The following is a 25020-nucleotide window of genomic DNA, read 5'->3' as shown; positions in this document are numbered from 1 at the left end:
CGGGGGTTCCTTACATGCGGTCCGAACGGCCGCCATCGACGTGAAGCGTGTGACCGGTGACATAGCTGGCATCGTCGCTGGCAAAGAAGAGGATCGTGCTGGCGAGTTCGTCCAGCGTGCCGATCCGGCCAAGGACGACGGTTTTCTTGCGGTAATCCAGATGCTCTTGCACCTGTTCCGGGGTGCGGGTCGAACTGCTGATCCCGGTCAGGAATGTCCCCGGCGCCACGCAATTCACCGTCACGCCATCGGGGCCCAATTCGCGGGCCAAAGTCTTGGTCAGCATCCCCACCCCCGCCTTGGCCGAGGCATAGGCCGCCGATCCCCCCGGGGACCCCGCCGTGCCATGCGGTGCCGCCCCGGTGCCCAAAGCCGAAGAGATATTGACGATCCGCCCGTATTTCTGTGCCCGCATCTGGGGCGCAACCGCCTGGGCGCAAAAGAACACGCCCTTCAGGTCGACATTCAACACGGCGTCCCAATCCTCACCGGTTGCCGTGGCAAAGGGGCGATAGCGTGAGATGCCTGCGTTGTTCACCAGAATGTCGATGCGGCCGAATTGCCGGACGACCTCGGCCGCCATGACCTGCGTTTGCGCCTGATCCGACACATCGCAGACCTGCCCCACGGCGCGGATGCCGCGACCGTGCAGATCGGCCAAAGCCGTCGCGATATTGGCCGGGCTCAGGTCGGCTATGACCAGAATCGCGCCCTCGGCCCCGAAGAGGTCCGCGGCCGCCTTGCCGATGCCCGAGGCGCCTCCGGTGATGATCGCAACCTTGTCCTTCAGTCTCATGTCCCGCTCCTATGCTTTGGGGCCGTGGCGCAGGGCCATCAAGGTGTCGTAAACCGCCTGATCGACCTCGATCATGCCCCGGGCCTGTGCCTTGGCCCGCTTGGCCAGACTGCCGCGCCCCGGGACGCGGACGGCTGCGCCACCCGGCATGGGGCGAGAGGCCTCGATATGGGCGACCAGCGCGCCGACCTGCGCGCGGAAGTCATCGGCAGCCCCCAGCAAGGCCGGGTCGATGACGAGGAAGAAAAAGCCGCTGTCCGTGACCTCTTCGGCCACCATCTTGCCGCCCGCCATGATGGCCAGAACCTGCACCACCAAGGCCAGCCCATAGCCGCGATGCCCGCCCCAGGGCATGAAGGCTCCGGTCAGGGCGGCGCCAGGGTCCAGCGTCGGGTTGCCCGTGGCATCCACCGCCATGCCAGGCTCCAAAGCCTCGCCCAGCTTTTGGCGGAGCAAAACATTGCCCCAGGTCGTCTGCGCGGTGCCAAAGTCGATGACGAGCGGTTCGGGGTCGCAGGGGAAGGCAAAGGCCACTGGATTGGTGCCAAAGACCCGGTCGATCCCGCCCGAGGGCGCCACCCGCGCCTGAGTGCTGGCGGTGTGCAGCGCCATGAAGCCCGCCCTTGCGGCGCGTTCGACGTAATAGGCCAGCCGCCCGCTGAACCAGGTGTCGCGGATGCCCACGACGCCGACCCCGGTCTTGCGGGCCAGGTCGATCGCCTTGTCGATCCCGATCAGCGAGGTGACATAGCCATTGTTCCCCGCCCCGTCGATCACCGCCGAACTGGCGGATTTGTCGGTCACGGTGATGGGCCTGCCCGGCGGATGATCGGCCATGTGGTTGACCAAAGCCATGACGCGCGGCAGGCCCGCAAAGGCATGGCCTGCCCCTGCCGCATCCACCAGATGATCGGCCACGATGCCGGCATGATCCTTGGGCATCCCATGAGAGGTCAGCACATCGACCGCCAGTTGGCGCGCCTGATCCAGCGATAGTTGCATGGGGTCTCCTTTGACTGTTCCCCTGTCCTGCCACACATCGCGGCCCGGCGGGTAGCGCCATGGTATGGCGGTTATCTTTGCATCAGCCGTTCAAATCGCGCCGACATCCACGGGCAAGGTAAAGACCGCAGCCTTGCGCTGTCCGGCCACCAGATCGGCCACCGGGCCGCAATAGACGGTCATATAAAGGGTATGGTCGGCAATCACACAGGACACCCCGCAGCCGTCAAAGGCCACGCGGTCGGTGATACCCTCCCGCGTCACGCGCAGGAATTCGCCGGTGTTGAAACAGCCGGTCCAGATCGCGCCCTGGGCATCGGCGCAGATGCCATCGGGCTGGCGATGCCCAAGGTCGGCAAAGACCCGACGGTTCGACAGCACGCCGTCCTCCAGGTCAAAGGCGGTCAAGCGGCTCTCCCAGGTCTCGGCCACGATCAGGGTCTTGCCCTGGTCGATGATGACCATCCCGTTGGGGAAATCGACCTCACTGGCCGCCACGGTTACGCTGCCATCAAGATCGACCCGGTGGATATGCGTCGTCCGCCGCGGATCGCCCGCGTCATAATCATAGCCGAAATTGCCAACATAGATCCGCCCCTGCGCATCCACGGCAAAGTCGTTCACATCGCCCGTCGCATGGCCCGTCAGGTCGGCATGTTCGACCAAGGCGCCCCCGATGATCCGGTAAATCCGGTGATCCTTGGACGAGGCCACAACTGGCGTCCCATCGGGCAGGAACCCCAAGCCCGAGGGCCGGTGCGGCACTTGGCACATCACCTCCCGGGAGCCATCAGGCGCGATGCGATAGACCTTGTGGTCGAACACATCCGACACCCAAAGCTTCCCGTCGTGCCACTTCGGACCCTCCAGGAAAATAAAGCCATCGGCCAGGCGGGTCGCTTGATGGTCACGCATTCACATGCCGCCGTCGATCTGGATGTTCTGCCCGGTGATCAGGTCGGATTGCGCCGTCGACAGGAACACCGCGAGGTTGGCGATATCCACCGTCTCGATCCGGCGCTTGACGCTTTGGTTGGACAGGACCCACTGGTGGTATTCTTCGCGCTTGTCGCCGCGGTCGCGGAACTCGGCCTCGGACACCACAGCCCCCGGAGAGATGCCGTTGACGTTGATCAGCCATTCGCCCAATTCCCGCGCCAGACCCTTGATCAGCCCATACATGGCCCCCTTGGAGGCGATATAGGGCACATAGCCCGCCCAGCGTCCGGTCAGCGTCAAGGAGGTGATGTTGACGATCTTGCCGTATTTCTTGGCCTTCATGTGCTTGGAACAGATCCGCGACAGAACAAAGACAGCGGTCGAGTTGACCCGCATCTGATCCTCGTATTCCTGAAGCGTGAATTCGTCGTGCTGCTTGAAGATCACCAGCGCCGCGTTGTTCACGAGGACGTCGACACCGCCGATCTCTTCGGTCAGGGCGGTGGCCGTGGCCTCAAGCTCGGCCAGGTTGCCAAGGTCACAGCCGACAAACCTTATCCCCGGCGCAATCGCGTCCAGCGTCTTTTGCGCATCGGCAATCGACGGCAGGTCCAGCGCGATTACGGTGGCGCCCTCGATGGCATAGCGGGCGACCAAGGCCCGGCCGATCGACCCCAAAGCCCCGGTGATCAGGACATTCTTTCCCACAAGCTGCGCCATCGTCTCTCCCTTTCCCTTTTTTCAAAGGGTGTTCTCCTCGCGCCAAGTCCGGCGCGCCCGGCCTGACTATAGGCGCAGGGCTGCCGGGCGGATATGCGCCAGAAAGGACAAAGACCTTCACTTTTGCTGCAAAGCGCGATGCGGCATAGAAGGCCATTCATGCGGGGGGACGATAGGTGCAAACGGGCGGCGAGGGGTAACGGCGGGCTTTCAGGGCTGCTATGGGACGCGCAAGGAGACCCCTATGTCGCAATCTTCCGCCTCCAATTTCTCTGGCACCCGTGCCATCGCCTTTTGCGCCGCCGTCCTGGTGGGGACCGAGTTCCTGCCGGTCAGCCTTCTGACCCCCATGGCACAGGATTTCGGCGTGACCGAGGGGCAGGCGGGCCAGGCCGTTGCGATCTCGGGCCTGTTTGCGGTGATCACCAGCCTGACGATCTCGAAGGCGACGGCGGGTTGGGATCGCAAACATGTCGTCGCGGGGCTGATGGCGGCCTTGGTTCTGTCCTGTCTGATGGTGGCGCTGGCGCCCAGCTTTGCGATGCTGATGGCGGGCCGCGCGGTCTTGGGCGTGGCGGTCGGGGGCTTCTGGTCGTTTTCGACCGCCGTCACCATGCGTCTGGTGGCCCCTGCCGATGTGCCGCGCAGCCTTGCGATGATCGGCGCCGCCGTGGCGGTATCGACCACGGTGGCGGCCCCGGTCGCCAGCACTTTGGGCGACTGGATCGGCTGGCGTGGCACCTTCCTTGTGGCCGCGCCCCTGGGCGGGCTGGCCCTGGGCTGGCTGTGGTGGACCCTGCCCGCCCTGCCCTCGGGTCCGCATCGCGGGACAGGGTCGCTGGGGCTTTTGGCCCGGCCTCAGGTGGCCTTGGCCAATCTGGCGGCGCTTTTGGCCTTTATGGGGCAGTTCGTGGTCTTTACCTATGTCCGCCCCTTGCTGGAGGGCGTTTCGGGGTTTTCCGTGCCTGCCCTGTCCGGCGTCCTTTTGGTGATGGGCCTGTCGGGCGTCGTGGGGTCTTGGTGGGTCGGAGGCGCCCTGAAGCGCAGCCTGTTCCGTCCGCTGGTCGTGCTGCCGGGGCTCATGGCCGTGGTCGCGCTGGGGTTGGTCTTTGCGGCCACGTCGCAGCCTGCCGTGGTCGGGCTTTTCCTGGCCTGGGGGTTTCTGGCGGCCTCGGCTCCCATTGGCTGGGGCCTGTGGCTCTCGCGCGCCTTGCCGCAGGAGACCGAGGCCGGTGGCGGGCTTCAGGTGGCCGCGATCCAGACCGCGATTGCGCTGGGGTCGCTGACCGGAGGCCTGGTGCTGGATGCGGCGGGCTGGCAGGCCTCGATTGCCATGGGGGCCGGGGTCCTGATGCTGGCGTCCGGGGCGGCGGCGGTTACGGCTTTGCAGTTCCGGCGGGCAAAGTGACACCGGAAATCCGGGCACAGAGGCCCAGAAGCTGATCTTGAAACCCGGGATGGCGCGTGGCGGGATCGGGCTCGCAAGCCTTGCCATGGTGGACATAGCCGCCCGTCATGGGCGCATCCAGCGCCAGATCGGCCTGTGTCGCAGCCCCCAGCGCCAGATCATCCGGAGCCTGCGCACCGCCCATCCGGGTCGGCACCCAGCCCGGATCAACGGCATTCGCCGCCACATCCGGCCAAAGCCGCGCCACACCGAAGGCCAAAGTGGTCAGCAGGAACTTGGACGCGCCGTAATCCAGCGGCAGCCGCCATTCATCCTGCACCCAGGCCTTGGCCAGATCTAGCCGCCCCGGGCCGAAATGCATCGAGGAACTGAGGTAGACCAGCCGGTCCGGCCGATGCATCAACGCGGTCAAAAGGTAAGGCGCCAGCACGTTGACGGCAAAGACCAAAGGCAGGCCATCGGTCGTCAGCCAGCCCGTGCCGCGATCCCCGACGCCCGCATTGTGGATCACCGCATCAAAGCGGCCCGTGGCATTGCAGGCCAAGGCGACATCCGCCGCGCCGTCCATGGTCTCCAGGTCTCCGGTCACGATTTGCGCCCCGGGCAGGGTCTGGCCCAAATCGGCCTCTCGCGTCGGGTTGCGGGCGTGAAAGACCACCTCATGCCCAAGGTCGCGCAAGCGCAGCCCGGCCAGATAGCCCAAGCCCTGCCCCGAACCCGTGACGAATATCCGTGCCATGGGTCAGACCTGACGCCGGGGCGTGGCATCTTCGCGGATCATGGCGCCGCCCTTGACCCCGATCATGATGGTGGGCGCATTGGTATTGCCCGAAGTCAGGTTCGGCATCACCGAGGCATCGACCACCCGCAGCCTTTCGACCCCGCGCACCCGAAGGCGTTCATCGACCACGGCCAAGGCATCGCGCCCCATCCGGCAGGTGCCGCCCTGATGATGAGCCGAATTGCCGGTTTCGACCATGAAACGCAAGATATCCTCGTCGGTCCGCACCCCCGGCCCCGGCACCTCTTCGGCCACCACACGGGCGGCGATGGGAGGGGCGCCCATGATCTGACGGATCTGCTTGATGCCGCTGATCATCGCGCCAATGTCGTAAGGATCGGTCAGGAAATGCGGCGCGCAGACGGCCTTGTCGGTGGCGCGGCCCGATCGCAGCGTCACCGTCCCCATGGTGCGCGGCCGCAGCTGATAGACCGAAACCCCCATCCCCGGCTGACGCTCCACCGCCACCGTGCCATCGGGGAAATAGGCGAAGGTCATCGGGCGAAAGCTGATCTGCAGATCGGCGCGCGGCGCGTCGGGGTGGCTTTTGACGAAGGCCGCAACTTGCGATGACCCCAAGGCCAGATAACCGCGCCGGGTCATCAGATAGCGAAAGCCCTCCCAGTATTTCCTTAGGCCAGCGAGGTTGGCGTTATAAGAGCTGTCTGCCGTCGCCCGCCAACCGGTGTGGATATAGAAGTGGTCCTGCAGATTTTGCCCCACGCCGGGGCTTTCGTGGATCAGGGCTATGCCGTGACGCTGCAATTCCGCCCCCGGGCCCACGCCCGACAGCATCAGGGTCTGCGCGCTGTTGATCGCCCCGCCCGAGAGGATCACTTCGCGCAGCGCGCCGATCTGGCGGCCGTCCACCAGTTCGACCCCCACCGCCTCGCGGCCCAGAAAGAGCACGCGTTGGACATGGGCTCCGGTCATCACCGTCAGGTTAGGGCGGTCCAGCACGGGTTTGACAAAGGCCACATAGGCCGATTGCCTGCGACCGCGCTTGATGTTGTGCTGCATGAAGCCCACGCCGTCATGGACCTGACCGTTCATGTCATGGGTTTCGGGATGGCCCAGGCTGACCGCCGCCCGGATGAAGTCGCGGCTGCTGTCGGATTTCACCACCGGGTCGCTGATCGTCAGGGGCCCTTGATCGCCGCGCCAGGCATCGCCGCCGCGTTCAAAGCGCTCCATCGCCTTGAAATGCGGCAAGACATCGTCATAGCCCCAGCCGGGATTGCCCAGGTCGCGCCAGTCGTCGAAATCGCCCCGATGGCCGCGGATGAAGACCATCCCATTGATCGCACTGGACCCGCCCAAGGTCTTGCCGCGCGGCCAATACATCTGACGGTTGTTCAGCTGCGGGCTGGCCTCGGTGTGGTAATTCCAGTTCAGCGTCTTGTGGAAGTAAAGCTTCGCCATGCCCGCAGGCGTATTCACCCAAAAGCGGTCGGCATGTGGCCCGGCCTCGATCAACAGCACGCGGTTCGCCGGGTCGGCGGACAACTCGCGCGCCACCGGGCAACCGGCAGAGCCCGCGCCGACGATGATATAGTCAAAATTCTGCATTTGGGGCTTTCGTTGATGATTTGCGGCATCGGGTGTCGCAAACCTAACAAGCCGCACCCCCAAGGGCAGCATCGAAGCCTGATCGTGCCGCGCAAAACAGCTTACCGTTTTCTGGGTGGCCGCCTTTATGCCCCTGAAATTCCACACAAACCGGGGTAGGGATGCGATTTGCCCCGCAGCTGCGCCGCCTGTAACCCAGGATCAACCCGAGGCCCCCCATGCGCGACACCCGCCATCTTGCACGCCAGTTGCTGCCCGTCCTTGTGGCGGTGGCGGTGGTCTTTGTGATCACCGGCGCCTCGCTGGCGACGCTGCCGCTGTATGTTCATGACACCCTGGGCCACGGCGCCGATGTCGTGGGCGTGGTGGCGGGGGTGCAGTTCGCGGCGGCCCTGGCCTCGCGCATCTGGGCAGGGCGGCAGACCGACCGGGCCGGACCCAAGGCCACGCTGGTGACCGGGCTGGTGATGGCGGGACTTGCGGGGGTGGCCTATCTGGGATCGGTTTTGGCCGGCGGCGCATGGGCCTTGGGGTTCCTGATCCTGGGCCGCGCGCTTTTGGGCGGCGCGGAAAGCTTCATCATCACCGCAGGCCAGTCCTGGGGGCTGGTGGTGGCAGGGCCTGCGCGCGCGGCTTTGGTCATCGGTTGGGCGGGCACGGCGCTGTATCTGGGGCTGGCCTTGGGTGGGCCTCTGGGCGGGCTGGCCTATGGGACCGCGGGCTTTGCGGCGGTGGCTTGGATGACGGTCGTTCTGCCTTTGGTGGCCGGGGTCGGGGTCATCCGGATGCAAGCGCCGGCCAAACCTCCTGCCGTGACGCGAACCGGGTCGGTCCTGCGCGCCGTCTTGCGCCCGGGGCTGGCCATGAGCCTGGCGGGCTTTGGCTATAGCGCCATGGCCTTTTTCGCCGTGCTTTTGGCCGTAGAGCGGGGGTGGCAGCCCTCCTGGGCGCCCTTTACCCTGTTTGCGCTGGCCTTGATCGGGATGCGGTTGGGCTTTGGCAGCCTGCCCGACCGGTTGGGAGGCGCGCGGACTGCGCTGATCTTCCTGTCCGTCCAGGGCGCTGGCCTGGCACTTTTGGCGCTGGACGGGCCTTTGTGGATCGGCCTTCTGGCCAGCCTGATCGCCGGGATGGGCTATGCCTTCATCTATCCCGCCCTGGGCCGCGAGGCCGTGCGCGCGGTCGATCCTGCCCGCAGCGGGGCTGCGGTGGCCTATTACTCGGCTTGTCTGGACCTGTCGCTGGCCCTGGCGGGGCCGCTTTTGGGGCTGATCGCGGACCGTATGGGGCTGGATGCGGTCTTTGCCGCCAGCGCCGTGGTCTCGGTGCTGGCCTTGGGACTGGTGACCTCGATCCGGCGCTAAGGCTGTCAACACCAAGGCCCGAGCGGCACCTTTGCGCAGCCTGCGCGGGGCGGGACGCGCGGTCTTGGGTATAACATGGAACTTCACCCCAAGGGCACTAGACCCAAGCAGGGTTTGACGCAAAGCCCCGCTTGGCCAAGACAGGGGCAACACGGCAAGGATAACGACATGCACTATGACGCCACCTGTTACATCGACGGCGAATGGATCGTCCCCGCGGCCCCCGGCCTGCGCGACCTGATCGACCCGACCACGGAAGAGCCCTTTGCCAAACTCGCCTCTGGCGGCGGTATCCCAGAGGTCGAAGCCGCCGTCGCTGCCGCCCGGCGCGCCTTCGCCAGCTTTTCCCACACCACCCCCGCCGCGCGCATGGCCCTGATCGACGCGATCATCGCCGCCTATGAGGCCCGGGCCGATGACTTCGCGCAGCTGATCGCGGCAGAGGTCGGCATCCCCACCAGCTTCAAGGCGCAGGTCGCGGGGCCGCTGGGTCACATGCGGGTGGCGCGGGATTTGCTGGGCACCTATGCCTTCGAAAGCCAGTTGGCCGATACGATCATCCGGCGTGAGGCCATCGGGGTCTGCGCCCTGATCTCGCCGTGGAACTGGCCGATCCAGACCTCGGTCATCAAGGTGATCTACGGGATCGCCGCGGGCTGCACGATGGTGCTGAAGCCCTCGGATGCCTCGCCGATCAGCGGGATCTTCCTGGCCGAGGTGATGCATGCCGCGGGCGTGCCTGCCGGCGTGTTCAACCTTGTGGTGGGACCGGGCCGCGTGGTGGGCGACGCGCTGTCGCGCCATCCGGAGGTGGACATGGTGTCCTTTACCGGATCGACCGGCGCGGGGATCAAGGTCGGCGAGGCCGCGGCCCAAACCGTCAAGCGCGTCTGCCTGGAACTGGGCGGCAAATCGGCCAATATCGTCCTGACCGATGCCGATCTGGAGCGTGCCGCGCGCTGGAACATCCAGCGTTGTTTCACCAACTCCGGGCAATCCTGCCACGCCCCCAGCCGCCTTTTGGTGCATCGCGATCAGATGGAGGCGCTGTTGCCCTTTCTGGTCGACGAGGTCAGCCGCTTTCGGTTGGGCGATCCGCGTGACCCTGCCACGACGCTGGGCCCCGTGGTCAATGCGGCCCAATTCGCCAGCATCCAGACCCATATCGCTTCGGGCATCGCCGAAGGCGCGCGCCTGGTCTGTGGCGGCCTTGGCCGGCCCGAGGGGATGAACCGTGGCCTATTCGTGCGCCCCACGGTTTTCGCCGATGTCACCCCCGACATGACCATCGCGCGCGAAGAGATCTTTGGCCCCGTCCTGGCCGTGATCCCCTATGACACCGAAGAGCAGGCGCTACAGATCGCCAATGACTCGATCTTTGGTCTGGGGGCCTATGTCTTTTCCCAAGACCGCAAGCGCGGCTATGACTTTGCCAGCCGGATGCGCGCCGGGCGGGTGTCCTTCAACGGCGCCAACACCAATTCCCACACGCCGATGGGCGGTTACAAACAATCGGGCATCGGGCGGTCAATGGGGGTCTTTGGCCTGGAGGAATATCTTGAGGTCAAGTCGGTCTATGGCTTTGAACCCGAGGCGGCAGCCCTGCCGCAAGCTTGACCCCCGTCACACCGGACCTTGAAGGCCCAAATGAAAACGCCCGGTGTCACCACCGGGCGTTTTGCATGTCACTGGGGGGCGGGACCCTACCAGTATCAGATCACCAAGGCGCGCAACCGTTGGTATTGCCCGGAACCACGGCAACCATCTCGGGCGAGATATACTGGCCCTTCTTGGCCGCAGCCGGGTCCATTGCGGCCTCATACAGCACGTCAAAGGTCAGTTGACCCAGCAGGAAGGGGGCGTTGCAAGCCGAGCCTTCGGATTCGCCCGCAGCCACCAGAGCCATGCCCAGCGACGAACCACCGCCCGAGTCCACGAGGAAGGCTTTCGATCCCGCCGCATCCAGCGCCTTGGCGCAACCCACCGACATCGGGTCGGCATGGCTGTGGATCAGGTCGATGTCCGGCGTCGCGGTCAGCATGTTCTGGCACAGCTGTTCGCCCGATTCCGCAGTCCAGTCCGAGGGTTGCGAGGCCACGATCTCATAGTCCAGACCTGCGGCCTTCAGGACCTCTTCGAAGCCATCCTGACGCTGCTTGACGACCGAAAAGCCCGGAGCGCCCTCGACGACGGCGATCTTGACCTTGCGGTCCTTGGGCAGCAAGTCCAGCGCCAGACGGCCCGCCACGCGGCCAGCCTCGACGTCGTTGGTCGTGACCAGCGCGTTCAGGCCCGGATAGACATAGTCCAGCGGATTGGCGGCCGGATCGCCGACCGAAACGGCGGTGGCGGCAATCGGAATACCGGCCTCGACCACCTTGTCCACCAGCGACATGACCGCAACCGAGTCATTCGGCATGAAGCCGATGGCGTTCACCTTTTGCGACAGAAGGTCGTCGATCTGGTTGGCCTGGGTCTCCATGCTCATCCGGCTGTCCAGCACCACGACCTTGACGCCTTTGGCGGTGGCCGCCTGGGTGAACCCGTCAACCAGGGCGACGTTATAGGGGAAAGCCATGTTGTTGGGGATATAGCCGAAGGTCATGTCCTGGGCAAAGCTGGCGCCCCCCATCAGCGAGATGGCCCCCGCCATCAGAAGTGTCGATTTGATCCGCATTGTGTTCCTCCCTTTTTTCCGTTGTGGCGGTCTGGCCGCGCGCACCCTTTTGAACAGGCAAAGCAGCCCGTCCCTCCCTTGGTGCGCGTTGACCCGCCGCCGCTCTGACCGAATGGTTCCGGCAGCGTTCCAAAAGCCTAGCACCGCGCCGGGGGGGCAGAAATTGCACGCGGCGCAAAGGTGTTTGGCGGGAACGGCAAGGTCTGGGGCATAACGCGGACTTGTGACCCCCAAGGCTGCGGGCCTAGCCTGACCCCGGGGGCAGCCCTAACTTGGGCGCTTTTCCGGAGGGATGGCATGACGCAGGATACAAGACCTTTGGGGCGCGAGGCTGCGCAGTTCGTCCAGGCCGCGATAGAGGCCGGGGGACCGCCGCTCTCTGCCATGTCGCCCGATCAAGCGCGGGCGGCCATTGCCGCGATGCTGGCGCTTGGGGGAGAGCGTCCGGAGATGTCAAGCGCCGATCACAGGCTCCCGGTTGAGGGCGGCACGATCCTGCTGCGCCTCTTGACCCCGCCCGATCCCAAGGCGGTCATCGTCTTTCTGCATGGTGGGGGCTTCGTCACCGGCACGGCCGATCAGCACGACACGGTGGGCCGCCAGATTGCGGCGGCGACCGGATGCATGGTGGTGATCCCGGATTACCGGCTGGCCCCCGAACACCGCTTTCCCACGGGCCTGAACGATTGCTTGGCGGCGGTGGATTGGGCGGGCAGCCTTGGCCTTCCGCTCGTGGTGATGGGCGACAGCGCGGGCGGCAACCTGGCCGCCGTCGTGGCGCAAAGCCGGCCCGTCGCAGCGCAGGTCCTGATCTATCCGGTGCTGGACCTTGGCATAGACACTGCAAGCTATCACGACCCCGCCAACCAGCTTTTGCTGACCCGCGAGGCCGGAGCCTGGTTCTGGGACCACTACCTTGCCCCTGAGACGCTTCGGGACGATCCCCGCATCTCGCCGCTGCGGGCCGCCGACCTTGCGGGACTGCCGCCCACGGTGATGGTCCTGGCCAGCCATGACATCCTGCGCGACGAGGGCCTGGCCTATGCCGCCCGGCTGACGGCTGCGGGGGTGCCCTGCGACCTTCACATGGCCGAGGGAGAGATCCACGGGTTCTTTGTCCTGGGTGCCGTGATGTCTGCCGCCAAACCGGCGCTGGCCTTTGTCGCCGACAGGCTGCGGACGATCCTGGCATAACGCGCCGTTATGGAGGGGCGCAGGGCGGCCCCCTGTGCCGCTATCTGCACCCAGGCGCCCATGCTAGCCCTTGGGACAGGAGACGTCCCGACAGCCTGTCCAAGGTCCGCTCCTCTGCCCAAAGGGTCAAGGCCCCCTCAGGCGAAACCCCGGTTTCGTCGCAGGTTTTGCCATGCCCCAAAGCCAAATGCGCATGTTCAGGGAGGAACCGCATGAAAAACCCGACCAAACAGAAACCCGCTTCCCCAGCCGCCCTTCTGACCTCGGCCTTTCTGGCCAGCCTGGTCTTTACCGGCGCGGGCTTTGCCCAGGAGCTGACCTTCGGCTATATCCCGGCCAGCCTGGAATATCCCTATAACGTCTCGACCGCGCAGGGTTTCGAAGAGGCCGCAGCCGCAGCGGGCGTCAAGACCGTGGTCCTGGACCCGCGCGGCAGCCTGGAAAAGCAAAGCAATGCCATCGACGATCTGCTGACGCAGGATGTCGACGCCATCGGCTTTTTGCCGCTGGATTCGGTCGCGGCCGAAGGCTTTGTCGACAAGATCAACGAGGCGGGCAAGCCCGTCGTCGCCATCGCCCTTCAGGTCGGCGACAGCGCCACGCGTGCGGTCAACGACCCCTATCCGGGCCTTTCGGCCCTGGTCGCCACCGACAATTATCAGGCGGGCTATGTCTCGGGCGAGATGGCGGCCGGGCTTCTGCCCAAGGACCGCAAGGCCAAGATCGCCATCGTCATGGGCGACCCGGCCTATACGATCGTGAAACTGGACACCGACGGCTTCAAGGCCGCTTTGGACAAGGCCGGTGCTGATTACGAGATCATCGCCGAACAGCCGACCAACTGGACCCCGGAACAGGGCGAGGCCGTGTGCCAGAACTTCCTGACCGCCAATGCCGACATCGATCTGATCTACAGCCATGCCGATGACATGGCCATCGGCTGCGCCCGGGCGATTGACGCGGCAGGCTCCAAGGCGGTGCTGATTGCCACAGGCGGCGGGTCCAAGCTGGGCCATGACGCGATTCTGGCGGGCGAGATGTATGGCTCGGTCTGCACGCGTCCGAAACTGCTGGGCGCGCTGATGTTCCAGGCGATGTATGAGGCAGTGACCAAGCCCGAAACGCCCAAGGGCCGCTTCGTGTCCTATGACATGCCGCAGATCACCAAGGCGACCATCGACGCCTGCCCCGAACAGTGGTGAGCCTGTAAGGTCACGACATAACAGGCCGGGCCGCAGGGCCCGGCCCCATCGCATCCAAGGGACCCGACCCATGACCCAAGCCCCCCGTTTCGACTTTTCCGGCAAAGTGGCCTTTGTCACCGGCGCCGGAAGCGGCATCGGACGCGCCACCGCCCTTGCCTTTGCCGAGGCTGGCGCCGCCGTGACCATCGCCGATATCGCCCTGCCCGGCCTGCACGAGACCGAGTCCCAGATCGCGGCGCTTGGCGCCCCGGTGCTGGCCCTGCGCTGCGACGTTACGCAATCGGCCGATATCAAGGCAGCGCTGGATGCGACCATCGCCCGATTTGGTCGCCTGGACGCCGCCTTCAACAACGCGGGCATCGAACAGCCCGGGGCCTCGATCGTCGACCTGACCGAAGAGATGCTGGACCGCGTCCTGTCGGTGAACCTGAAAAGCGTGTTCCTGTGCATGAAGCACCAGATTCCGCTGATGCTGCAATCGGGTGGCGGGGCCATCGTGAACACCTCTTCGGGGGCGGGCGTCATCGCGATCCGCAACCAGTCGGGCTATTGCGCATCGAAGTTCGGGGTCACTGTGGCCTCGAAGGTGGCGGCGCTGGAATATGCCGATCAGGGCATCCGGGTGAACGCGCTGTGCCCGGGGATCATAGATACGCCGATGATCGCCCGCTATACCGGCGGCACCGAAGCAGGCCGCGCCGCGATCATCAAGCAAGAGCCCGTGGGCCGCATGGGCCGGCCCGAGGAAATCGCGGCCACCGTGCTGTTCCTGTGTTCGGACATGGGCGGTTTCATCACCGGACATGCCCTGGTTGCGGATGGCGCACAAACCGCAGGGATCTGAGCTTTGGGGGGCCAGGCCTTGGCCCCCTGAAGATCCTGTCTCGTGGCCGCTTTTCAGGCCAGGGCACGCATGACCTCGGTCGCATCGGGCAAGGTCTCCAGCTTTCGGGCCAGACCAAGGACAAGCGCCACACGGTCGGGCGCCACCGGGGTCTGGGCCACGGCCACACATTCGCGGAACTTGGCGCCAAGGTCATCCCAGCCCATCGGCGCATCGGCATTGCCGGGGACGTTATGCCCCTCGGCCAGCCAGCTGCGACCGTCATGGGTGGTGATCTGCACGCGCCCGGGCGGCAAGGCGAGGGTCCAGTTCAGCGCCGCATCGGGATGCAGCGTGACCTTGGCGGCCAGGGCCAGGACCTGAGGGTCGCGCAGCCCCTGCGCCGTGAAGTCGCCCACCGCCATCCCCCGGCGCAAGGTCGCCACCGCCACAAGGAACGGCAGGCTGAACTTCGCGTCCGCCAAAGTGTCGGGCGCGATGCGGGCGGACAGGGGGCGGCACATCGTATCGTGATAGTCCCCGACATGAAGACAGATTTCCGCGATATCCCCGGGCGTCAGGTTCTGCGCCGTCACGATGTCGATGGCGGCCTTCATGTGGCTGTGCGCCGTCCCGACACAGGGCCAGCGCTTGTATAGCGTCCCCGCCCCCCGCAAGTCGTGCCCCAGGTCGGCCAGGATCGCCGCTCGGTCATAGCTCCCGCCGAAATGACAGGCAAAGACGCCGGAGGGGCCCTCGAACAGATGCTCGATCCCGGTGACGCCGCCCCCTGCCATCATCACCGCCAGAACGGCCCCCTTGGCCGAGAACCCGGCATAAAGCCCGCGCAGGTCGCTGCCCTGGCCTGCGACCATCTCCATGATGCCGCTGGATTGCATCGAGGCCACGCCCATCGCATGACCGATCTGATCCGCCGTCAGCCCGGCCACCCGCCCCCCGGCAGCCGTGGCGGCATAGACGGCCAGGATCGTCGACAGGTTCCAGTCCTTCTTCCAGCCCACATGACAGCGCAGGCGGGCAAAGATGTCCTGACCGACCGCCACCGCCGTGATCATCTCGCGCCCCGAAATCCCGCCGCGGCGTTCGGCCAAGGCCATCACCGCCGGCACGATCGAGCTGGCGCAATGCTGCCCCCAGGGCGTCTGGTCGTCATAATCCAGTCCATGCGCCAACGCCCCGTTCCCCAGCGCCGCCATCAGCGCCGGAGCGGTCCCGCCAAAGCCCAGAACCGTGCAGGGCCCCGGTCCGCCCTCGGCCACAATCCGGCCCACGGCCTGGGCTGCGGGCTCCATCCCGCTGGCGGCCATGATGACGCCCAAAGTGTCCAGGATGCTTTTGCGCGCCGCATCCCGCGCGGGTTCGGGCAGCGCGTCATAGGTCATGCCTGCCGCGTGATGGGCAAAGTGGTGGACGATATCGCGGGTGGGGGCTGGCATGGGCGGTCTCCTGCTGTCGTGCCGTCATACATCCTGCGGCCGTCTGGGGGGAGGCCACCCCGACGGTCGCCCCATAACCTTATGCTATGGCATGTCAGGCCGGTCGATTGTGACGCAAGGCCACCAAGTCTAGGCTGAACCCCTAACATCAAGAGGGTGCCATGTCTGCAATCCTAGCCTTTCCGCCCCTTGCGGGCATGGACTATCCGGAACTTGAATCGCTCTGGCACGTCATCCCCGATCCGCAGGCCATCCCCGCCCTTCCCCTGGACCAACGGCAACAGGTGCGAGTCCTGATGACCAGCGCGTCGCGGGGATGCACGGCGGCCATGATCGACCTCTTGCCGAACCTTGGGCTTGTGGTCTCGCAGGGGGTGGGTCTGGACAAGATCGACCAAGGCGCCCTGGCCGCCCGCGCCATCCGCCTGCGTCCGGTGGGCGAAACCCAGACCGAGGATGTCGCCGATCTGGCCATGGCGCTGACCCATGCGCTGGCGCGCAACCTGATGCAGGCGGACAGGTTTGCCCGCAGCGGTTGGGAGACGGGGCGCTTTGACCTGGGCGACAGTCTTTACGGCATGACCATGGGGATCGCGGGGCTCAGCGGTCGGATCGGGCAGGCTTTGGCCGCCCGGGCGCGGGCCTCGGGGATGGAGATCGCCGGGCTGGACCGGGCGTCGAATGTCGGGCTGGGCCGGCTTTGCCCGGATTGGCAGGCCCTGGCTGCGGCCAGCGATGTGCTGGTTCTGGCGGTGCCGGGAAGCCCTGATCTGCGCCATGTGATCGACGCCAGCGTCCTGACCGCGCTTGGCCCTTGGGGGCGGCTGATCAATGTCGGGCGCGGGTCGCTGGTGGACACCGAAGCCCTGACCCGCGCCCTGCAAAGCGGCACGATCAAGGGCGCGGCGCTGGATGTCATCGACAGCGAACCCCATGTGCCCGAAGCCCTTGCCGCCCTGCCCAATGTCATCCTGACCCCGCATATCGGCGCGCAGACCTGGGGCCAGCGCGCCCGCGCTTCGGCCATAGCCCAAACCGAGGTGCTGGCTTATCTGGCCGCCCTGCCGTAGCCTGATCTCATGTTCGACATAGACCCCCGCAAGCTGATGTATTTCGCCACGGTCATAGAACTGGGCAGCCTCAGCCGCGCGGCCAAGGTTCTGGGCCTGTCGCAACCCGCGCTTTCGACCTCGATGAACCGGCTGGAGGCCGAGATGGGGATGCGCCTTTTGGACCGCGGTCCCAAGGGCATCACACCCACCCAATACGGCGAGATCCTGTATTGCCATGCCCGCCTGATCCGCGAAGAGGTGCAATTGGCCAAGCGCGATCTGATGAACGCCCTGTCCGGCCAACCAGAGTCCATCCGCATGGGAAGCCTGCCATCCATGGCGGGCAGCATCATCCCCATGGCCTTGGGGCGCTGGCGGGCTTTGTATCCGCAGGGGGACCTTCAGGTGGTCGAGAACGCGCAATTCGACCTGCTGACTGGGCTTCTGCGCCGGGATTTCGACCTGGTTGTGGGCTTTACCGAGGTTTTCGACATGCTGGATGGCCTGCGCCAACAGGTGTTGTTCCGCGACCTTCTGTGCGTCATGGCGCGCCCGGGCCATCCGCTGACCCAAACCGATGCGCTGACCTGGGCCGATCTTGTGGGCTTTCCGTGGATTTCGCCCACCTCGCGCCGCAGCCATACGGTCTTGCAACATGTCATGAGCACGCTGAACGTCGGCCCGCCTTCGCAGGTCACGGTCTGTGGCTCGGTGTCGCTGTTGAAATCGCTGGTCGCGCAATCGGACCATCTGGCACTGTTGCCCGCCTATGCCGCAAGGACCGAGATCGACGACGGCCGCCTTTTGGCCCTGCCCTTCGAAGATCCCGTCCTGCATCGGTCCATCGCGGTGTTCTTCCGCGAAGGCTATGCCTTGGACCTGCCACGCCGCGACCTGGTGCAAAGCATCAAGGATTGCGGGCTGGAATTGGCCCGCAATCCCTGAGGGTTCAGAACTTCGGCAGGGTGACGGCAAAGAAGACCGACTCGGCGGTGGCCGTGACATCCACCGGCGCATCCGAGGGCAGAAGCTCGATCGCGGTCTTGTCGCCGTAGGACTGGCCCGCCACCGTGATGGCGCCGGTGCCCATGAACAGAACCTCGATCTGATCGCGGGCGCCGGTGTTCATCGTGGCGCCGGCCTCCAGTTTGATCATGCGGATGCGGATGTTGCGTTCGCTGAAGGTGCCCAAAGGCTTTTCGGATACGCCCGCGCTGACCGGCATCCAGTCATAGGCCGCGGGCTCCATCACCACCACATCGTCATAGCGCGCCGGGGCAAAGGTCAGCTTGGTGCCCATCGCCTCCTCGAAGCAGGCGGCAGAGCCGTCCATGTTGTGCTTTTGGCCCTTGTCGTCGATCCAGGTGAAAATGCCGTCCTTAAAGGTGCCCTTGGCGTTCAGCCTTTCGTTGGCGGCCTCGCGCATCGGCGTTGACAAGAAGCCCGAACCGCTGGCGCCACCGAACTGGATCACCATCATCTCCAGCCCCTCGGGGCGGTCTTGCGGCCCGTAATGCACGCTTTCGGGGAAATAGGCGACCGAGCCTTCGCCCATGATCTTGTGCGGCGAAACCGGGTATTTGCCCTTCAGCACATAGCGGATCTGGTCGAAGTTGTGCCGGTGGCGCGGCGTGCCCCAGCCGCCCGATCCGGTCAGACCCACGTTCAGCAGGTAGTTGTTGGGCGACCCGTCCTGGCCCAGAAGCAGAAACTTCTGCACCAGCTTGCCTTCGCGCATCGAGCCGACCTGACCCTGTTCCGATGTCTCTGCTTCCGAAATCCGCATATCGCTCTCCAGTGTGGTTTCGCCCCAGATAAGACCCTTGAGCAGGGCTTGAATATCCCCCCGCAAAACGCCCCATAGCCTTATATTATTGCCCGCGGGACGCGCGGCGCGGGATGCCTTGCGCCCTGGGGCGTGGCGCTTTCATGGTGGGGGCCAATGATGATGGAGCCCGCCTTGACCCCGCAGACCAACCGGATGAAGACCAAGATGGAGGCGGGCGGGCTGGCCTTGGGCATGATCGTCCGCCTGATGCGCAACGTCGAAATCGCAGCGATTGCCCATAGCGCGGGGTTTGACTGCCTGTATATCGACCTGGAACATTGCAGCTTTTCGCTGGAGACGGTCAGCCAGATTTGCATGACCGCCACCGCCCTTGGCGTCACGCCCGTGGTGCGGGTGCCGGGCCATGACGGGGCCACGATCAGCCGCGCGCTGGAATGTGGCGCGCAAGGCGTCATCGTGCCCCATCTGGAGACGGCTGATCAGGCCCGCGCCGTGGTGCAGGCCGCCTGTTTTCCGCCCATCGGCAACCGGTCGCTCTTGGGGCCGAACCCGCATACGCTGTTTCGCACCGGGCCCGCAGCCGAAGTGATGGAGGCGATGAACAAGGCCGTTCTGGTGGTGGCGATGATCGAATCCGTCACGGCGGTGGACAATGCCGATGAGATTGCCGCCGTGCCCGGGATGGACATGCTGCTGGTCGGCACCAATGACCTGTGCAACGCGCTTAGGGTGCCGGGGCAGCTGGATCATCCGCAGGTGTTGGACAGCTACAAGCGCGTCGCGGCCGCCTGTCACCGGCATGGCAAGCATCTTGGCGTGGGCGGGTTGAACTCCCGCCCCGATCTGGCCCGGCAGATGATCGACCTCGGCGGACGTTATGTCTCGACCGGCAGCGATACCGGATTTTTGATGGCGGCTGCGACGGCGACGGCGGCCCTTTACGGAAAGGACAAGGCATGAGCGATGTCGTCAAGGCAGCACAGGATTCCGGCGTTCCCGAATGGGCGCGGGATTTTTCGGTCACGGGCCGGGTGGTAGTGATCACCGGCGCAGGCCAGGGGATCGGGCGCGAGGTCGCGCGGCAATTCGCAGCCGCAGGCGCCGTGCCGGTCGTGGCCGACCTGAACCTGGACAATGCCATCAGCGTGGTTGGTGAAATCACCGCGCGGGGCGGCAAGGCGCTGGCCCTGCCGGTGGATGTGGGCGATCCGGGCTCGATCCAGACCATGGTGGATGCCGTTGTGGCGCAGTTGGGCCGGATCGACGTGCTGATCAACAACGCCGCGATCTTTGCCACCCTGGCCAAGCGAAAATTCGAGCTGATCCCGCAAGACGAATGGGACCGGGTGATGAAGGTCAACATCAACGGCCCCCTGGTCTGTGCGCGGGCGGTGGCTCCGGTGATGCGCGCGCAGGGCTGGGGGCGGATCATCAACATCGCCTCGGATGCCGTGCCCAAGGGCGTGATGAACTACATGCATTACGTGACGTCAAAATCCGCGATGATCGGGATGACCAATGCCATGGCGCGGGAATTGGGCGAGGACGGGATCAACGTCAACTGCATCCGCCCCGGGGCCGTGGCCACCGAGGTTGACCGCGCCGTGAACCCGACGCAAGACTTGCGCAAGACCCAGATCGCACAGCAATGCATCAAGCGCGGGATGGAGCCGCCGGATCTGGTGGGGTTGATGCTGTTCCTGTCCTCGCCCGCCTCAAGCTTCATCACCGGCCAGACCATCGCTTGCGACGGCGGCTATACGCACAGTTCGTGAAGGAAAAGGCCATGAAAGTCGGTGTCGTGGGGCTGGGGTCGATGGGCTTTGGCATGGCAGCCTCTTTGCTGCGGGCGGGGCATGAGGTCTGTGGGGCGGATGTGAACCCCGATGCGGTCGCGCGCCTGCGCGGTTTGGGGTCGGCAGAGTGGGGGCCGGTTCAGGCGCTGGTCGTCGTGGTGCTGAACGCGGCGCAGGTCGAGGCGGTTTTGTTCGGGCCGCAGGGGGTTGCGGGTCAGTTGGCCGCTGGGTCGGTGGTGATCTGCTGCGTGACGGTCGCGCCGGATTTCGCCCGGGCGATGGCCGCACGGTGTCAGGCCCTTGGGTTGCACTATCTGGATGCGCCGATCTCGGGCGGGTCGGTCAAGGCGGCGGATGGGCGGTTGTCGATCATGGCCTCGGGGACGGCGGAGGCCTTTGCGGCGGCAGCCCCCGTGCTGGCGGCCACGGCGGAGAAGGTCTTTGACCTCGGCGACAGCGCCGGGGCGGGTTCCGCGATGAAGGCGGTCAATCAGATGCTGGCGGGGGTGCATATCGCCGCCATGGCAGAGGCGATGACCTTTGGCATGACGCAGGGCGTGTCCCCGGCGCGGTTCATGGAGGTAATCCCCGATTGCGCCGGCACCAGCTGGATGCTGGAGAACCGCGGGCCGCATGTGGTCGATGGCGATTATGCGCCGCGCTCTGCGGTGGATATCTGGCCCAAGGACCTTGGCATCGTGCTGGAGGCCGCCCGCGCCGCGCGCTTTGCCGCCCCGATCACGGCGGCGGCCTTGCAGCAATTCCTTGCCGCCTCGGGTCAGGGGCTGGGGCGCGAAGATGATGCCGCCGTGGCCAAAGTCTATGCCCGCAACGCAGGCCTCACCCTGCCCGGCGATCCGGCATGACGTTTTTCGGAAGCATAGCCGACGATTTCACCGGGGCCACCGATCTGGCGGCCCTGCTTTCACGGTCGGGCGTGGCGGTCTCCTTGCGGATCGGCGTGCCCCAATCGCCGCCTGAGGCCACGGCAGGACTGGAGATCATCGCGCTGAAAATCCGCACCGCGCCGGTGGATGAGGCGGTGGCGCAGGCGCGTGAGGCTTTGGCCTGGCTGCGGGCCGCGGGGGCGCAGCGCTTCTTCTGGAAATACTGCTCGACCTTTGACTCGACGCCCCAGGGCAATATCGGTCCGGTGGCCGAGGCGCTGATGGCCGATCTGGGCACGGCGCAAACGATCTATTGCCCGGCCTTCCCCGAAAACGGCCGCAGCGTCTTTATGGGGCATCTGTTTGTCGGTGAGGCGCTGTTGTCGGACAGCCCGATGAAGGACCACCCCCTGACACCGATGCGCGACGCGAACCTTCTGCGTCTGTTGCAGCCTCAGGTGAGGGGCAAGGTCGGGCTCGCCCCGCGCTCTGTGGTGGCGCAGGGGGCAAAGGCCCTGGCCGCGCGGCTTGCGGGCCTGGATGCGGCCCATGTCGTCGTCGATGCGGTGAATGGGCAAGATCTGGCGGTAATCGCCGAGGCCTGCCAGGACATGGCCCTGATGACCGGCGGCAGCGCGGTGGCCATGGCGCTTCCGCGGCTGTGGCAGGCGCGGGGGCTTGTGGGCCAGGCGCGCACGGCGGTGGCCAAGGCGGCCGAAGGTCCGGCGCTGGTCTTGTCGGGCAGCTGTTCGGCCATGACCAATCTGCAGGTCGCGGACTACCTGGGGCGCGGTCATCCGGGCTATCGGCTTGACCCCTTGGCACTGATGGACGGCCCCGGGGCGGCGCTGGATTGGCTTGCCGCGCAAAGCGGTGCGCCCCTGATCTATGCCACCGCTGAACCCGAGGCCGTCAAATCCGCGCAATCCGCCCTTGGCACAGCCCGCGCCGGCGCGCTGGTCGAAGAGGCCCTTGCCGCCGTCGCCACATTTGCCCGCGACCGGGGCACAAGGCGCTTTGTCGTGGCGGGGGGCGAGACCTCGGGCGCGGTGGCCAGCGCCCTTGGCATCGACCGGCTGGACATCGGCCCCGAAATCGCCCCGGGCGTGCCGTGGTGTTTCGCCACCAGCGGCGGGCATCCCATCGCCATCACATTGAAATCCGGCAACTTCGGCGGGCCGGCGTTCTTTACCCAAAGCCTGGAGCTGTTGGACCGATGACCCCAGACAATGCGCTGCGCGAAGAAATCTGCCTTCTGGCCAAGTCGATGTTTGACCGGGGACTGACGGCGGGATCGACCGGCAATATCTCGGCCCGGACGGCGGAGGGTGGGCTTTTGGTGACGCCCACCGGCACCAGCTTTGGCCGGTTGGACCCGGCCCGGCTGGCGCATTTCGACGCCAATGGGGTGCAGATCGGGGGCGACAAGCCGACCAAGGAAATGCCCCTGCACGCGGCCTTTTACGACACGCGGCGCTGTGGCGCGGTCGTCCACCTGCATTGCTGCCACGCGGTCGCGCTGTCTATGCTGCCCGAGGTCGACGCCGAAGATTTCCTGCCGCCCCTGACCCCCTATCCGATCATGCTCTTGGGGCGGGTGAAATTGCTCCCCTATTTCCGCCCGGGCGATCCGGGGATGGGTGAGGCGGTGCGCGGGCTGACGGGCAAACGCTCGGCGGTGATGCTGGCCAATCACGGCCCCGTCGTGGCGGGCCGCGACATCCAGGCCGCCTGCAATGCGATTGAAGAGCTGGAGGCCAGCGCCCGGCTTGCCCTGCTGACCCGGGGCCTGTCTCCGCGGGGACTGAGCCCGGAACAGGTGGCCGATCTGGTCACGACCTTTGACGTGGAGTGGGAGGCATGAAGTTCTCGGCCAACCTTGGGTTCCTTTGGGCTGACCGCCCGCTGCCCGATGCGATCCGCGCCGCCCATGCGGCAGGCTTTGACGCGGTGGAATGTCACTGGCCCTATGACACGCCCGCCGCCGCGACCCTAAAAGCCCTGCAGGAGACCGGCTTGTCGATGTTGGGGCTGAACACGCTGCGGGGCAATCCCGGTGAAAACGGCCTTGCCGCCCTGCCCGGCCGCGAAGCAGAGGCCCGCGCCGCCATCGACCAGGCGCTGGCCTATGCCCGCGCCACCGGCACAGGTGCCGTGCATGTCATGGCGGGCAATTCCAGCGGCCCGCGCGCAAGGGCGGCCTTTGTGGCGAACCTGACTTATGCGTGCAACGCGGCGCCGGACCTGACCCTTCTGATCGAGCCGCTGAACCCCCATAACGCGCCGGGCTATTATCTGAACAGCACCGGCCTTGCCGCCGACATCATCCGCGAGGTCGGCCTTGCGAACCTGCGGCTGATGTTTGATTGCTATCACATCCAGATCATCGAGGGCGACGTGACGCGGCGGCTGGAAAGCCTGCTGCCCTTGATCGGCCATATCCAGATCGCTTCGGTCCCGGACCGCGGCGCGCCCGATCACGGAGAGCTGGATTACGACTTCGTGCTGGCCCGCATCGCGGAGCTGGGCTGGCAGGCGCCCATCGGCGCGGAATATCTTCCGGGCGACGCCCCCGACTTCGGGTGGCTGGCCAAACATCATGCAAAAGGACATCGGACATGACGGACAAACCTGTGGTGGGCTTCATCGGCCTTGGCTTCATGGGCCACGGCATGGCCAAGAACCTCGCAACGGCGGGCTATCCGCTTTGGGTGCGGGGGCGCGCCAACCGGGCTCCGGTGGAAAGCCTTCTGGCGCTGGGGGCGTCCGAGGCCGCAAGCCCGCGCGACATGGCCGAACGCTGTGACATCCTCCACATCTGCCTGTCGAACTCGCCGCAGATCGAGGCGGTGTTTCGCGGCCCCGAGGGCATCCTCGCCGGCGCCCGCAAGGGGTTGATCGTGATCGAGACCTCGACCGCCGATCCGGGGTCGACTTCGGTTCTGGCGGCAGAACTGGCGGCTGTTGGGGGGCATTTCGTCGATGCGCCCCTGGGCGGCACGCCGGTGCAGGCCGAGGCGGGGCAGCTTTCGGCCATGGTGGGCTGTGACGAGGCGGTCTTTGACCAAGTCCGCCCGGTGATCGCTGCCTGGGCCGCCAAGATCACCCGCGTGGGCCCGGTGGGCAGCGGCCACAAGATGAAGCTCTTGATGAATTTCATGGGCCTGTCCTATGCCGCGCTGTATTCCGAGGCCCTGGCCTTGGGCGCCAAGACCGGGATTTCCCCCCAGACTTTCCGCGAAGTCATAGGCCCCAGCCGCATGGGCAACGGGTTTTTCGAGACCTTCATGGCCTATGCCGTAGATCGCAACCGCGACGCCCACAAGTTCTCGATCGCCAATGCCGCCAAGGACATGCGTTACCTGAACGCGATGGCTGCCGAAGCGCGGGTGATGAACATCATGTCTGGCGCCGCACTCCACTATTACGCCCATGCCGAGGCCTTGGGCCATGCCGAAGATTATGTCCCCATGCTGTCCGACCATGTGGCCGCGTTGAACGGGGTCAACCTGGCAGAGGTGGTCGCCAAGGGCGAGTAGGACCTTCGGGCGGTATCGGGGA

At 65.8% G+C, this 25020-nt stretch carries 24 protein-coding genes; 15 read left to right on the top strand and 9 right to left on the bottom strand.

Going from position 1 to position 25020, the window contains the following annotated elements:
• Positions 1-10: 10 nt before the first annotated feature.
• The 4 genes from NX862_RS04955 to NX862_RS04940 all read right to left on the bottom strand — a co-directional run bounded on the left by NX862_RS04955 (position 11) and on the right by NX862_RS04940 (position 3457).
• Positions 11-796: an SDR family NAD(P)-dependent oxidoreductase gene (locus tag NX862_RS04955; RefSeq protein ID WP_264492780.1), complete on the bottom strand. Its 786-nt coding sequence runs from the start codon at positions 794-796 to the stop codon at positions 11-13.
• Positions 797-805: 9 nt separating this feature from the next.
• The gene (locus NX862_RS04950; protein WP_264492779.1) at positions 806-1798 is read right to left on the bottom strand and encodes an Ldh family oxidoreductase; all 993 of its coding nucleotides are present in this window, start codon (positions 1796-1798) and stop codon (positions 806-808) included.
• Positions 1799-1888: 90 nt separating this feature from the next.
• Positions 1889-2713, bottom strand: a complete 825-nt coding sequence (locus NX862_RS04945) for an SMP-30/gluconolactonase/LRE family protein (protein ID WP_264492778.1) — start codon at positions 2711-2713, stop codon at positions 1889-1891.
• Positions 2714-3457: an SDR family oxidoreductase gene (locus NX862_RS04940; RefSeq protein ID WP_264492777.1), complete on the bottom strand. Its 744-nt coding sequence runs from the start codon at positions 3455-3457 to the stop codon at positions 2714-2716. It abuts the gene before it with no gap.
• Positions 3458-3701: 244 nt separating this feature from the next.
• Here NX862_RS04940 and NX862_RS04935 point away from each other — a divergent pair, with 244 nt between their 5' ends.
• Positions 3702-4865, top strand: coding sequence for an MFS transporter (locus tag NX862_RS04935; protein WP_264492776.1), 1164 nt, complete (start codon positions 3702-3704; stop codon positions 4863-4865).
• Here the strand turns inward: NX862_RS04935 and NX862_RS04930 are convergent.
• Entirely contained in the window at positions 4834-5604 is a 771-nt protein-coding gene (locus tag NX862_RS04930) for an SDR family NAD(P)-dependent oxidoreductase (protein WP_264492775.1), read from the bottom strand. The two genes, NX862_RS04935 and NX862_RS04930, sit on opposite strands and share 32 nt — an antisense overlap.
• A gap of 3 nt (positions 5605-5607) precedes the next feature.
• Positions 5608-7215 (bottom strand): GMC family oxidoreductase, encoded by a 1608-nt coding sequence (locus NX862_RS04925; RefSeq protein WP_264492774.1) that lies wholly within the window; start codon positions 7213-7215, stop codon positions 5608-5610.
• Between the two features lie 218 nt (positions 7216-7433).
• On the opposite strand from NX862_RS04925, the gene NX862_RS04920 reads away from it, so the two are divergent.
• Together NX862_RS04920 and NX862_RS04915 are read left to right on the top strand one after the other, a co-directional pair.
• On the top strand, positions 7434-8579 hold the full coding sequence (locus NX862_RS04920; RefSeq protein WP_264492773.1) for an MFS transporter: 1146 nt from the start codon (positions 7434-7436) through the stop codon (positions 8577-8579).
• A 168-nt stretch (positions 8580-8747) separates the two neighbouring features.
• Positions 8748-10196: an aldehyde dehydrogenase family protein gene (locus NX862_RS04915; RefSeq protein WP_264492772.1), complete on the top strand. Its 1449-nt coding sequence runs from the start codon at positions 8748-8750 to the stop codon at positions 10194-10196.
• 100 nt (positions 10197-10296) lie between these two features.
• Here NX862_RS04915 and NX862_RS04910 read toward each other — a convergent pair whose 3' ends face one another.
• The gene (locus NX862_RS04910; RefSeq protein WP_264492771.1) at positions 10297-11256 is read right to left on the bottom strand and encodes a sugar ABC transporter substrate-binding protein; all 960 of its coding nucleotides are present in this window, start codon (positions 11254-11256) and stop codon (positions 10297-10299) included.
• Between the two features lie 297 nt (positions 11257-11553).
• On the opposite strand from NX862_RS04910, the gene NX862_RS04905 reads away from it, so the two are divergent.
• The 3 genes from NX862_RS04905 (at position 11554) to NX862_RS04895 (ending at position 14499) form a co-directional block, all read left to right on the top strand.
• Complete coding sequence (locus NX862_RS04905) at positions 11554-12450, top strand: alpha/beta hydrolase (RefSeq protein WP_264492770.1); 897 nt, start codon at positions 11554-11556, stop codon at positions 12448-12450.
• Between the two features lie 212 nt (positions 12451-12662).
• On the top strand, positions 12663-13652 hold the full coding sequence (locus NX862_RS04900) for a sugar ABC transporter substrate-binding protein (RefSeq protein ID WP_264492769.1): 990 nt from the start codon (positions 12663-12665) through the stop codon (positions 13650-13652).
• A 70-nt stretch (positions 13653-13722) separates the two neighbouring features.
• Entirely contained in the window at positions 13723-14499 is a 777-nt protein-coding gene (locus tag NX862_RS04895) for a glucose 1-dehydrogenase (RefSeq protein ID WP_264492768.1), read from the top strand.
• A 53-nt stretch (positions 14500-14552) separates the two neighbouring features.
• Here the strand turns inward: NX862_RS04895 and NX862_RS04890 are convergent, their stop codons facing one another.
• Positions 14553-15935, bottom strand: coding sequence for an MmgE/PrpD family protein (locus NX862_RS04890; protein ID WP_264492767.1), 1383 nt, complete (start codon positions 15933-15935; stop codon positions 14553-14555).
• A gap of 161 nt (positions 15936-16096) precedes the next feature.
• Between NX862_RS04890 and NX862_RS04885 the strand changes: the two genes are divergently transcribed.
• Together NX862_RS04885 and NX862_RS04880 are read left to right on the top strand one after the other, a co-directional pair.
• Positions 16097-17005: an NAD(P)-dependent oxidoreductase gene (locus NX862_RS04885; protein WP_264492766.1), complete on the top strand. Its 909-nt coding sequence runs from the start codon at positions 16097-16099 to the stop codon at positions 17003-17005.
• A 9-nt stretch (positions 17006-17014) separates the two neighbouring features.
• The gene (locus NX862_RS04880; RefSeq protein ID WP_264492765.1) at positions 17015-17932 is read left to right on the top strand and encodes a LysR family transcriptional regulator; all 918 of its coding nucleotides are present in this window, start codon (positions 17015-17017) and stop codon (positions 17930-17932) included.
• 4 nt (positions 17933-17936) lie between these two features.
• On the opposite strand, the gene NX862_RS04875 is transcribed toward NX862_RS04880, so the two are convergent.
• Entirely contained in the window at positions 17937-18773 is an 837-nt protein-coding gene (locus tag NX862_RS04875) for a cupin domain-containing protein (RefSeq protein WP_264492764.1), read from the bottom strand.
• A 159-nt stretch (positions 18774-18932) separates the two neighbouring features.
• Here NX862_RS04875 and NX862_RS04870 point away from each other — a divergent pair, with 159 nt between their 5' ends.
• The 7 genes from NX862_RS04870 to NX862_RS04840 are packed head-to-tail and all read left to right on the top strand — an operon-like array spanning position 18933 to position 24998.
• Positions 18933-19736, top strand: coding sequence for an HpcH/HpaI aldolase family protein (locus NX862_RS04870; RefSeq protein ID WP_264492763.1), 804 nt, complete (start codon positions 18933-18935; stop codon positions 19734-19736).
• Positions 19733-20551, top strand: a complete 819-nt coding sequence (locus NX862_RS04865; protein WP_264492762.1) for an SDR family NAD(P)-dependent oxidoreductase — start codon at positions 19733-19735, stop codon at positions 20549-20551. The genes NX862_RS04870 and NX862_RS04865 overlap by 4 nt, the downstream gene beginning before the upstream one ends.
• 11 nt (positions 20552-20562) lie before the next feature.
• The gene (ltnD, locus tag NX862_RS04860) at positions 20563-21438 is read left to right on the top strand and encodes an L-threonate dehydrogenase (protein WP_264492761.1); all 876 of its coding nucleotides are present in this window, start codon (positions 20563-20565) and stop codon (positions 21436-21438) included.
• Positions 21435-22679 (top strand): 3-oxo-tetronate kinase, encoded by a 1245-nt coding sequence (gene otnK / locus NX862_RS04855; RefSeq protein WP_264492760.1) that lies wholly within the window; start codon positions 21435-21437, stop codon positions 22677-22679. Before ltnD ends, otnK begins: the two co-directional genes overlap by 4 nt.
• The gene (gene otnC, locus NX862_RS04850) at positions 22676-23323 is read left to right on the top strand and encodes a 3-oxo-tetronate 4-phosphate decarboxylase (RefSeq protein ID WP_264492759.1); all 648 of its coding nucleotides are present in this window, start codon (positions 22676-22678) and stop codon (positions 23321-23323) included. The genes otnK and otnC overlap by 4 nt, the downstream gene beginning before the upstream one ends.
• Positions 23320-24081, top strand: coding sequence for a hydroxypyruvate isomerase family protein (locus tag NX862_RS04845; protein WP_264492758.1), 762 nt, complete (start codon positions 23320-23322; stop codon positions 24079-24081). Before otnC ends, NX862_RS04845 begins: the two co-directional genes overlap by 4 nt.
• Complete coding sequence (locus tag NX862_RS04840; RefSeq protein WP_264492757.1) at positions 24078-24998, top strand: NAD(P)-dependent oxidoreductase; 921 nt, start codon at positions 24078-24080, stop codon at positions 24996-24998. The genes NX862_RS04845 and NX862_RS04840 overlap by 4 nt, the downstream gene beginning before the upstream one ends.
• The last annotated feature ends 22 nt before the right edge of the window (positions 24999-25020 follow it).

Source organism: Stagnihabitans lacustris (assembly GCF_025950525.1).
In the GTDB taxonomy this organism is placed as follows: Bacteria; Pseudomonadota; Alphaproteobacteria; order Rhodobacterales; family Rhodobacteraceae; genus Stagnihabitans.
This window is presented reverse-complemented; position numbering and strand designations above follow the sequence as displayed.

Bases quoted from the DNA above. Each gene is read 5' to 3' on its own strand.
- NX862_RS04955 (WP_264492780.1), bottom strand. From the start codon at position 796: ATGAGACTGAAGGACAAGGTTGCGATCATCACCGGAGGCGCCTCGGGC.
- NX862_RS04950 (WP_264492779.1), bottom strand. From the start codon at position 1,798: ATGCAACTATCGCTGGATCAGGCGCGCCAACTGGCGGTCGATGTGCTG.
- NX862_RS04945 (WP_264492778.1), bottom strand. From the start codon at position 2,713: ATGCGTGACCATCAAGCGACCCGCCTGGCCGATGGCTTTATTTTCCTG.
- NX862_RS04940 (WP_264492777.1), bottom strand. From the start codon at position 3,457: ATGGCGCAGCTTGTGGGAAAGAATGTCCTGATCACCGGGGCTTTGGGG.
- NX862_RS04935 (WP_264492776.1), top strand. From the start codon at position 3,702: ATGTCGCAATCTTCCGCCTCCAATTTCTCTGGCACCCGTGCCATCGCC.
- NX862_RS04930 (WP_264492775.1), bottom strand. From the start codon at position 5,604: ATGGCACGGATATTCGTCACGGGTTCGGGGCAGGGCTTGGGCTATCTG.
- NX862_RS04925 (WP_264492774.1), bottom strand. From the start codon at position 7,215: ATGCAGAATTTTGACTATATCATCGTCGGCGCGGGCTCTGCCGGTTGC.
- NX862_RS04920 (WP_264492773.1), top strand. From the start codon at position 7,434: ATGCGCGACACCCGCCATCTTGCACGCCAGTTGCTGCCCGTCCTTGTG.
- NX862_RS04915 (WP_264492772.1), top strand. From the start codon at position 8,748: ATGCACTATGACGCCACCTGTTACATCGACGGCGAATGGATCGTCCCC.
- NX862_RS04910 (WP_264492771.1), bottom strand. From the start codon at position 11,256: ATGCGGATCAAATCGACACTTCTGATGGCGGGGGCCATCTCGCTGATG.
- NX862_RS04905 (WP_264492770.1), top strand. From the start codon at position 11,554: ATGACGCAGGATACAAGACCTTTGGGGCGCGAGGCTGCGCAGTTCGTC.
- NX862_RS04900 (WP_264492769.1), top strand. From the start codon at position 12,663: ATGAAAAACCCGACCAAACAGAAACCCGCTTCCCCAGCCGCCCTTCTG.
- NX862_RS04895 (WP_264492768.1), top strand. From the start codon at position 13,723: ATGACCCAAGCCCCCCGTTTCGACTTTTCCGGCAAAGTGGCCTTTGTC.
- NX862_RS04890 (WP_264492767.1), bottom strand. From the start codon at position 15,935: ATGCCAGCCCCCACCCGCGATATCGTCCACCACTTTGCCCATCACGCG.
- NX862_RS04885 (WP_264492766.1), top strand. From the start codon at position 16,097: ATGTCTGCAATCCTAGCCTTTCCGCCCCTTGCGGGCATGGACTATCCG.
- NX862_RS04880 (WP_264492765.1), top strand. From the start codon at position 17,015: ATGTTCGACATAGACCCCCGCAAGCTGATGTATTTCGCCACGGTCATA.
- NX862_RS04875 (WP_264492764.1), bottom strand. From the start codon at position 18,773: ATGCGGATTTCGGAAGCAGAGACATCGGAACAGGGTCAGGTCGGCTCG.
- NX862_RS04870 (WP_264492763.1), top strand. From the start codon at position 18,933: ATGATGGAGCCCGCCTTGACCCCGCAGACCAACCGGATGAAGACCAAG.
- NX862_RS04865 (WP_264492762.1), top strand. From the start codon at position 19,733: ATGAGCGATGTCGTCAAGGCAGCACAGGATTCCGGCGTTCCCGAATGG.
- ltnD (WP_264492761.1), top strand. From the start codon at position 20,563: ATGAAAGTCGGTGTCGTGGGGCTGGGGTCGATGGGCTTTGGCATGGCA.
- otnK (WP_264492760.1), top strand. From the start codon at position 21,435: ATGACGTTTTTCGGAAGCATAGCCGACGATTTCACCGGGGCCACCGAT.
- otnC (WP_264492759.1), top strand. From the start codon at position 22,676: ATGACCCCAGACAATGCGCTGCGCGAAGAAATCTGCCTTCTGGCCAAG.
- NX862_RS04845 (WP_264492758.1), top strand. From the start codon at position 23,320: ATGAAGTTCTCGGCCAACCTTGGGTTCCTTTGGGCTGACCGCCCGCTG.
- NX862_RS04840 (WP_264492757.1), top strand. From the start codon at position 24,078: ATGACGGACAAACCTGTGGTGGGCTTCATCGGCCTTGGCTTCATGGGC.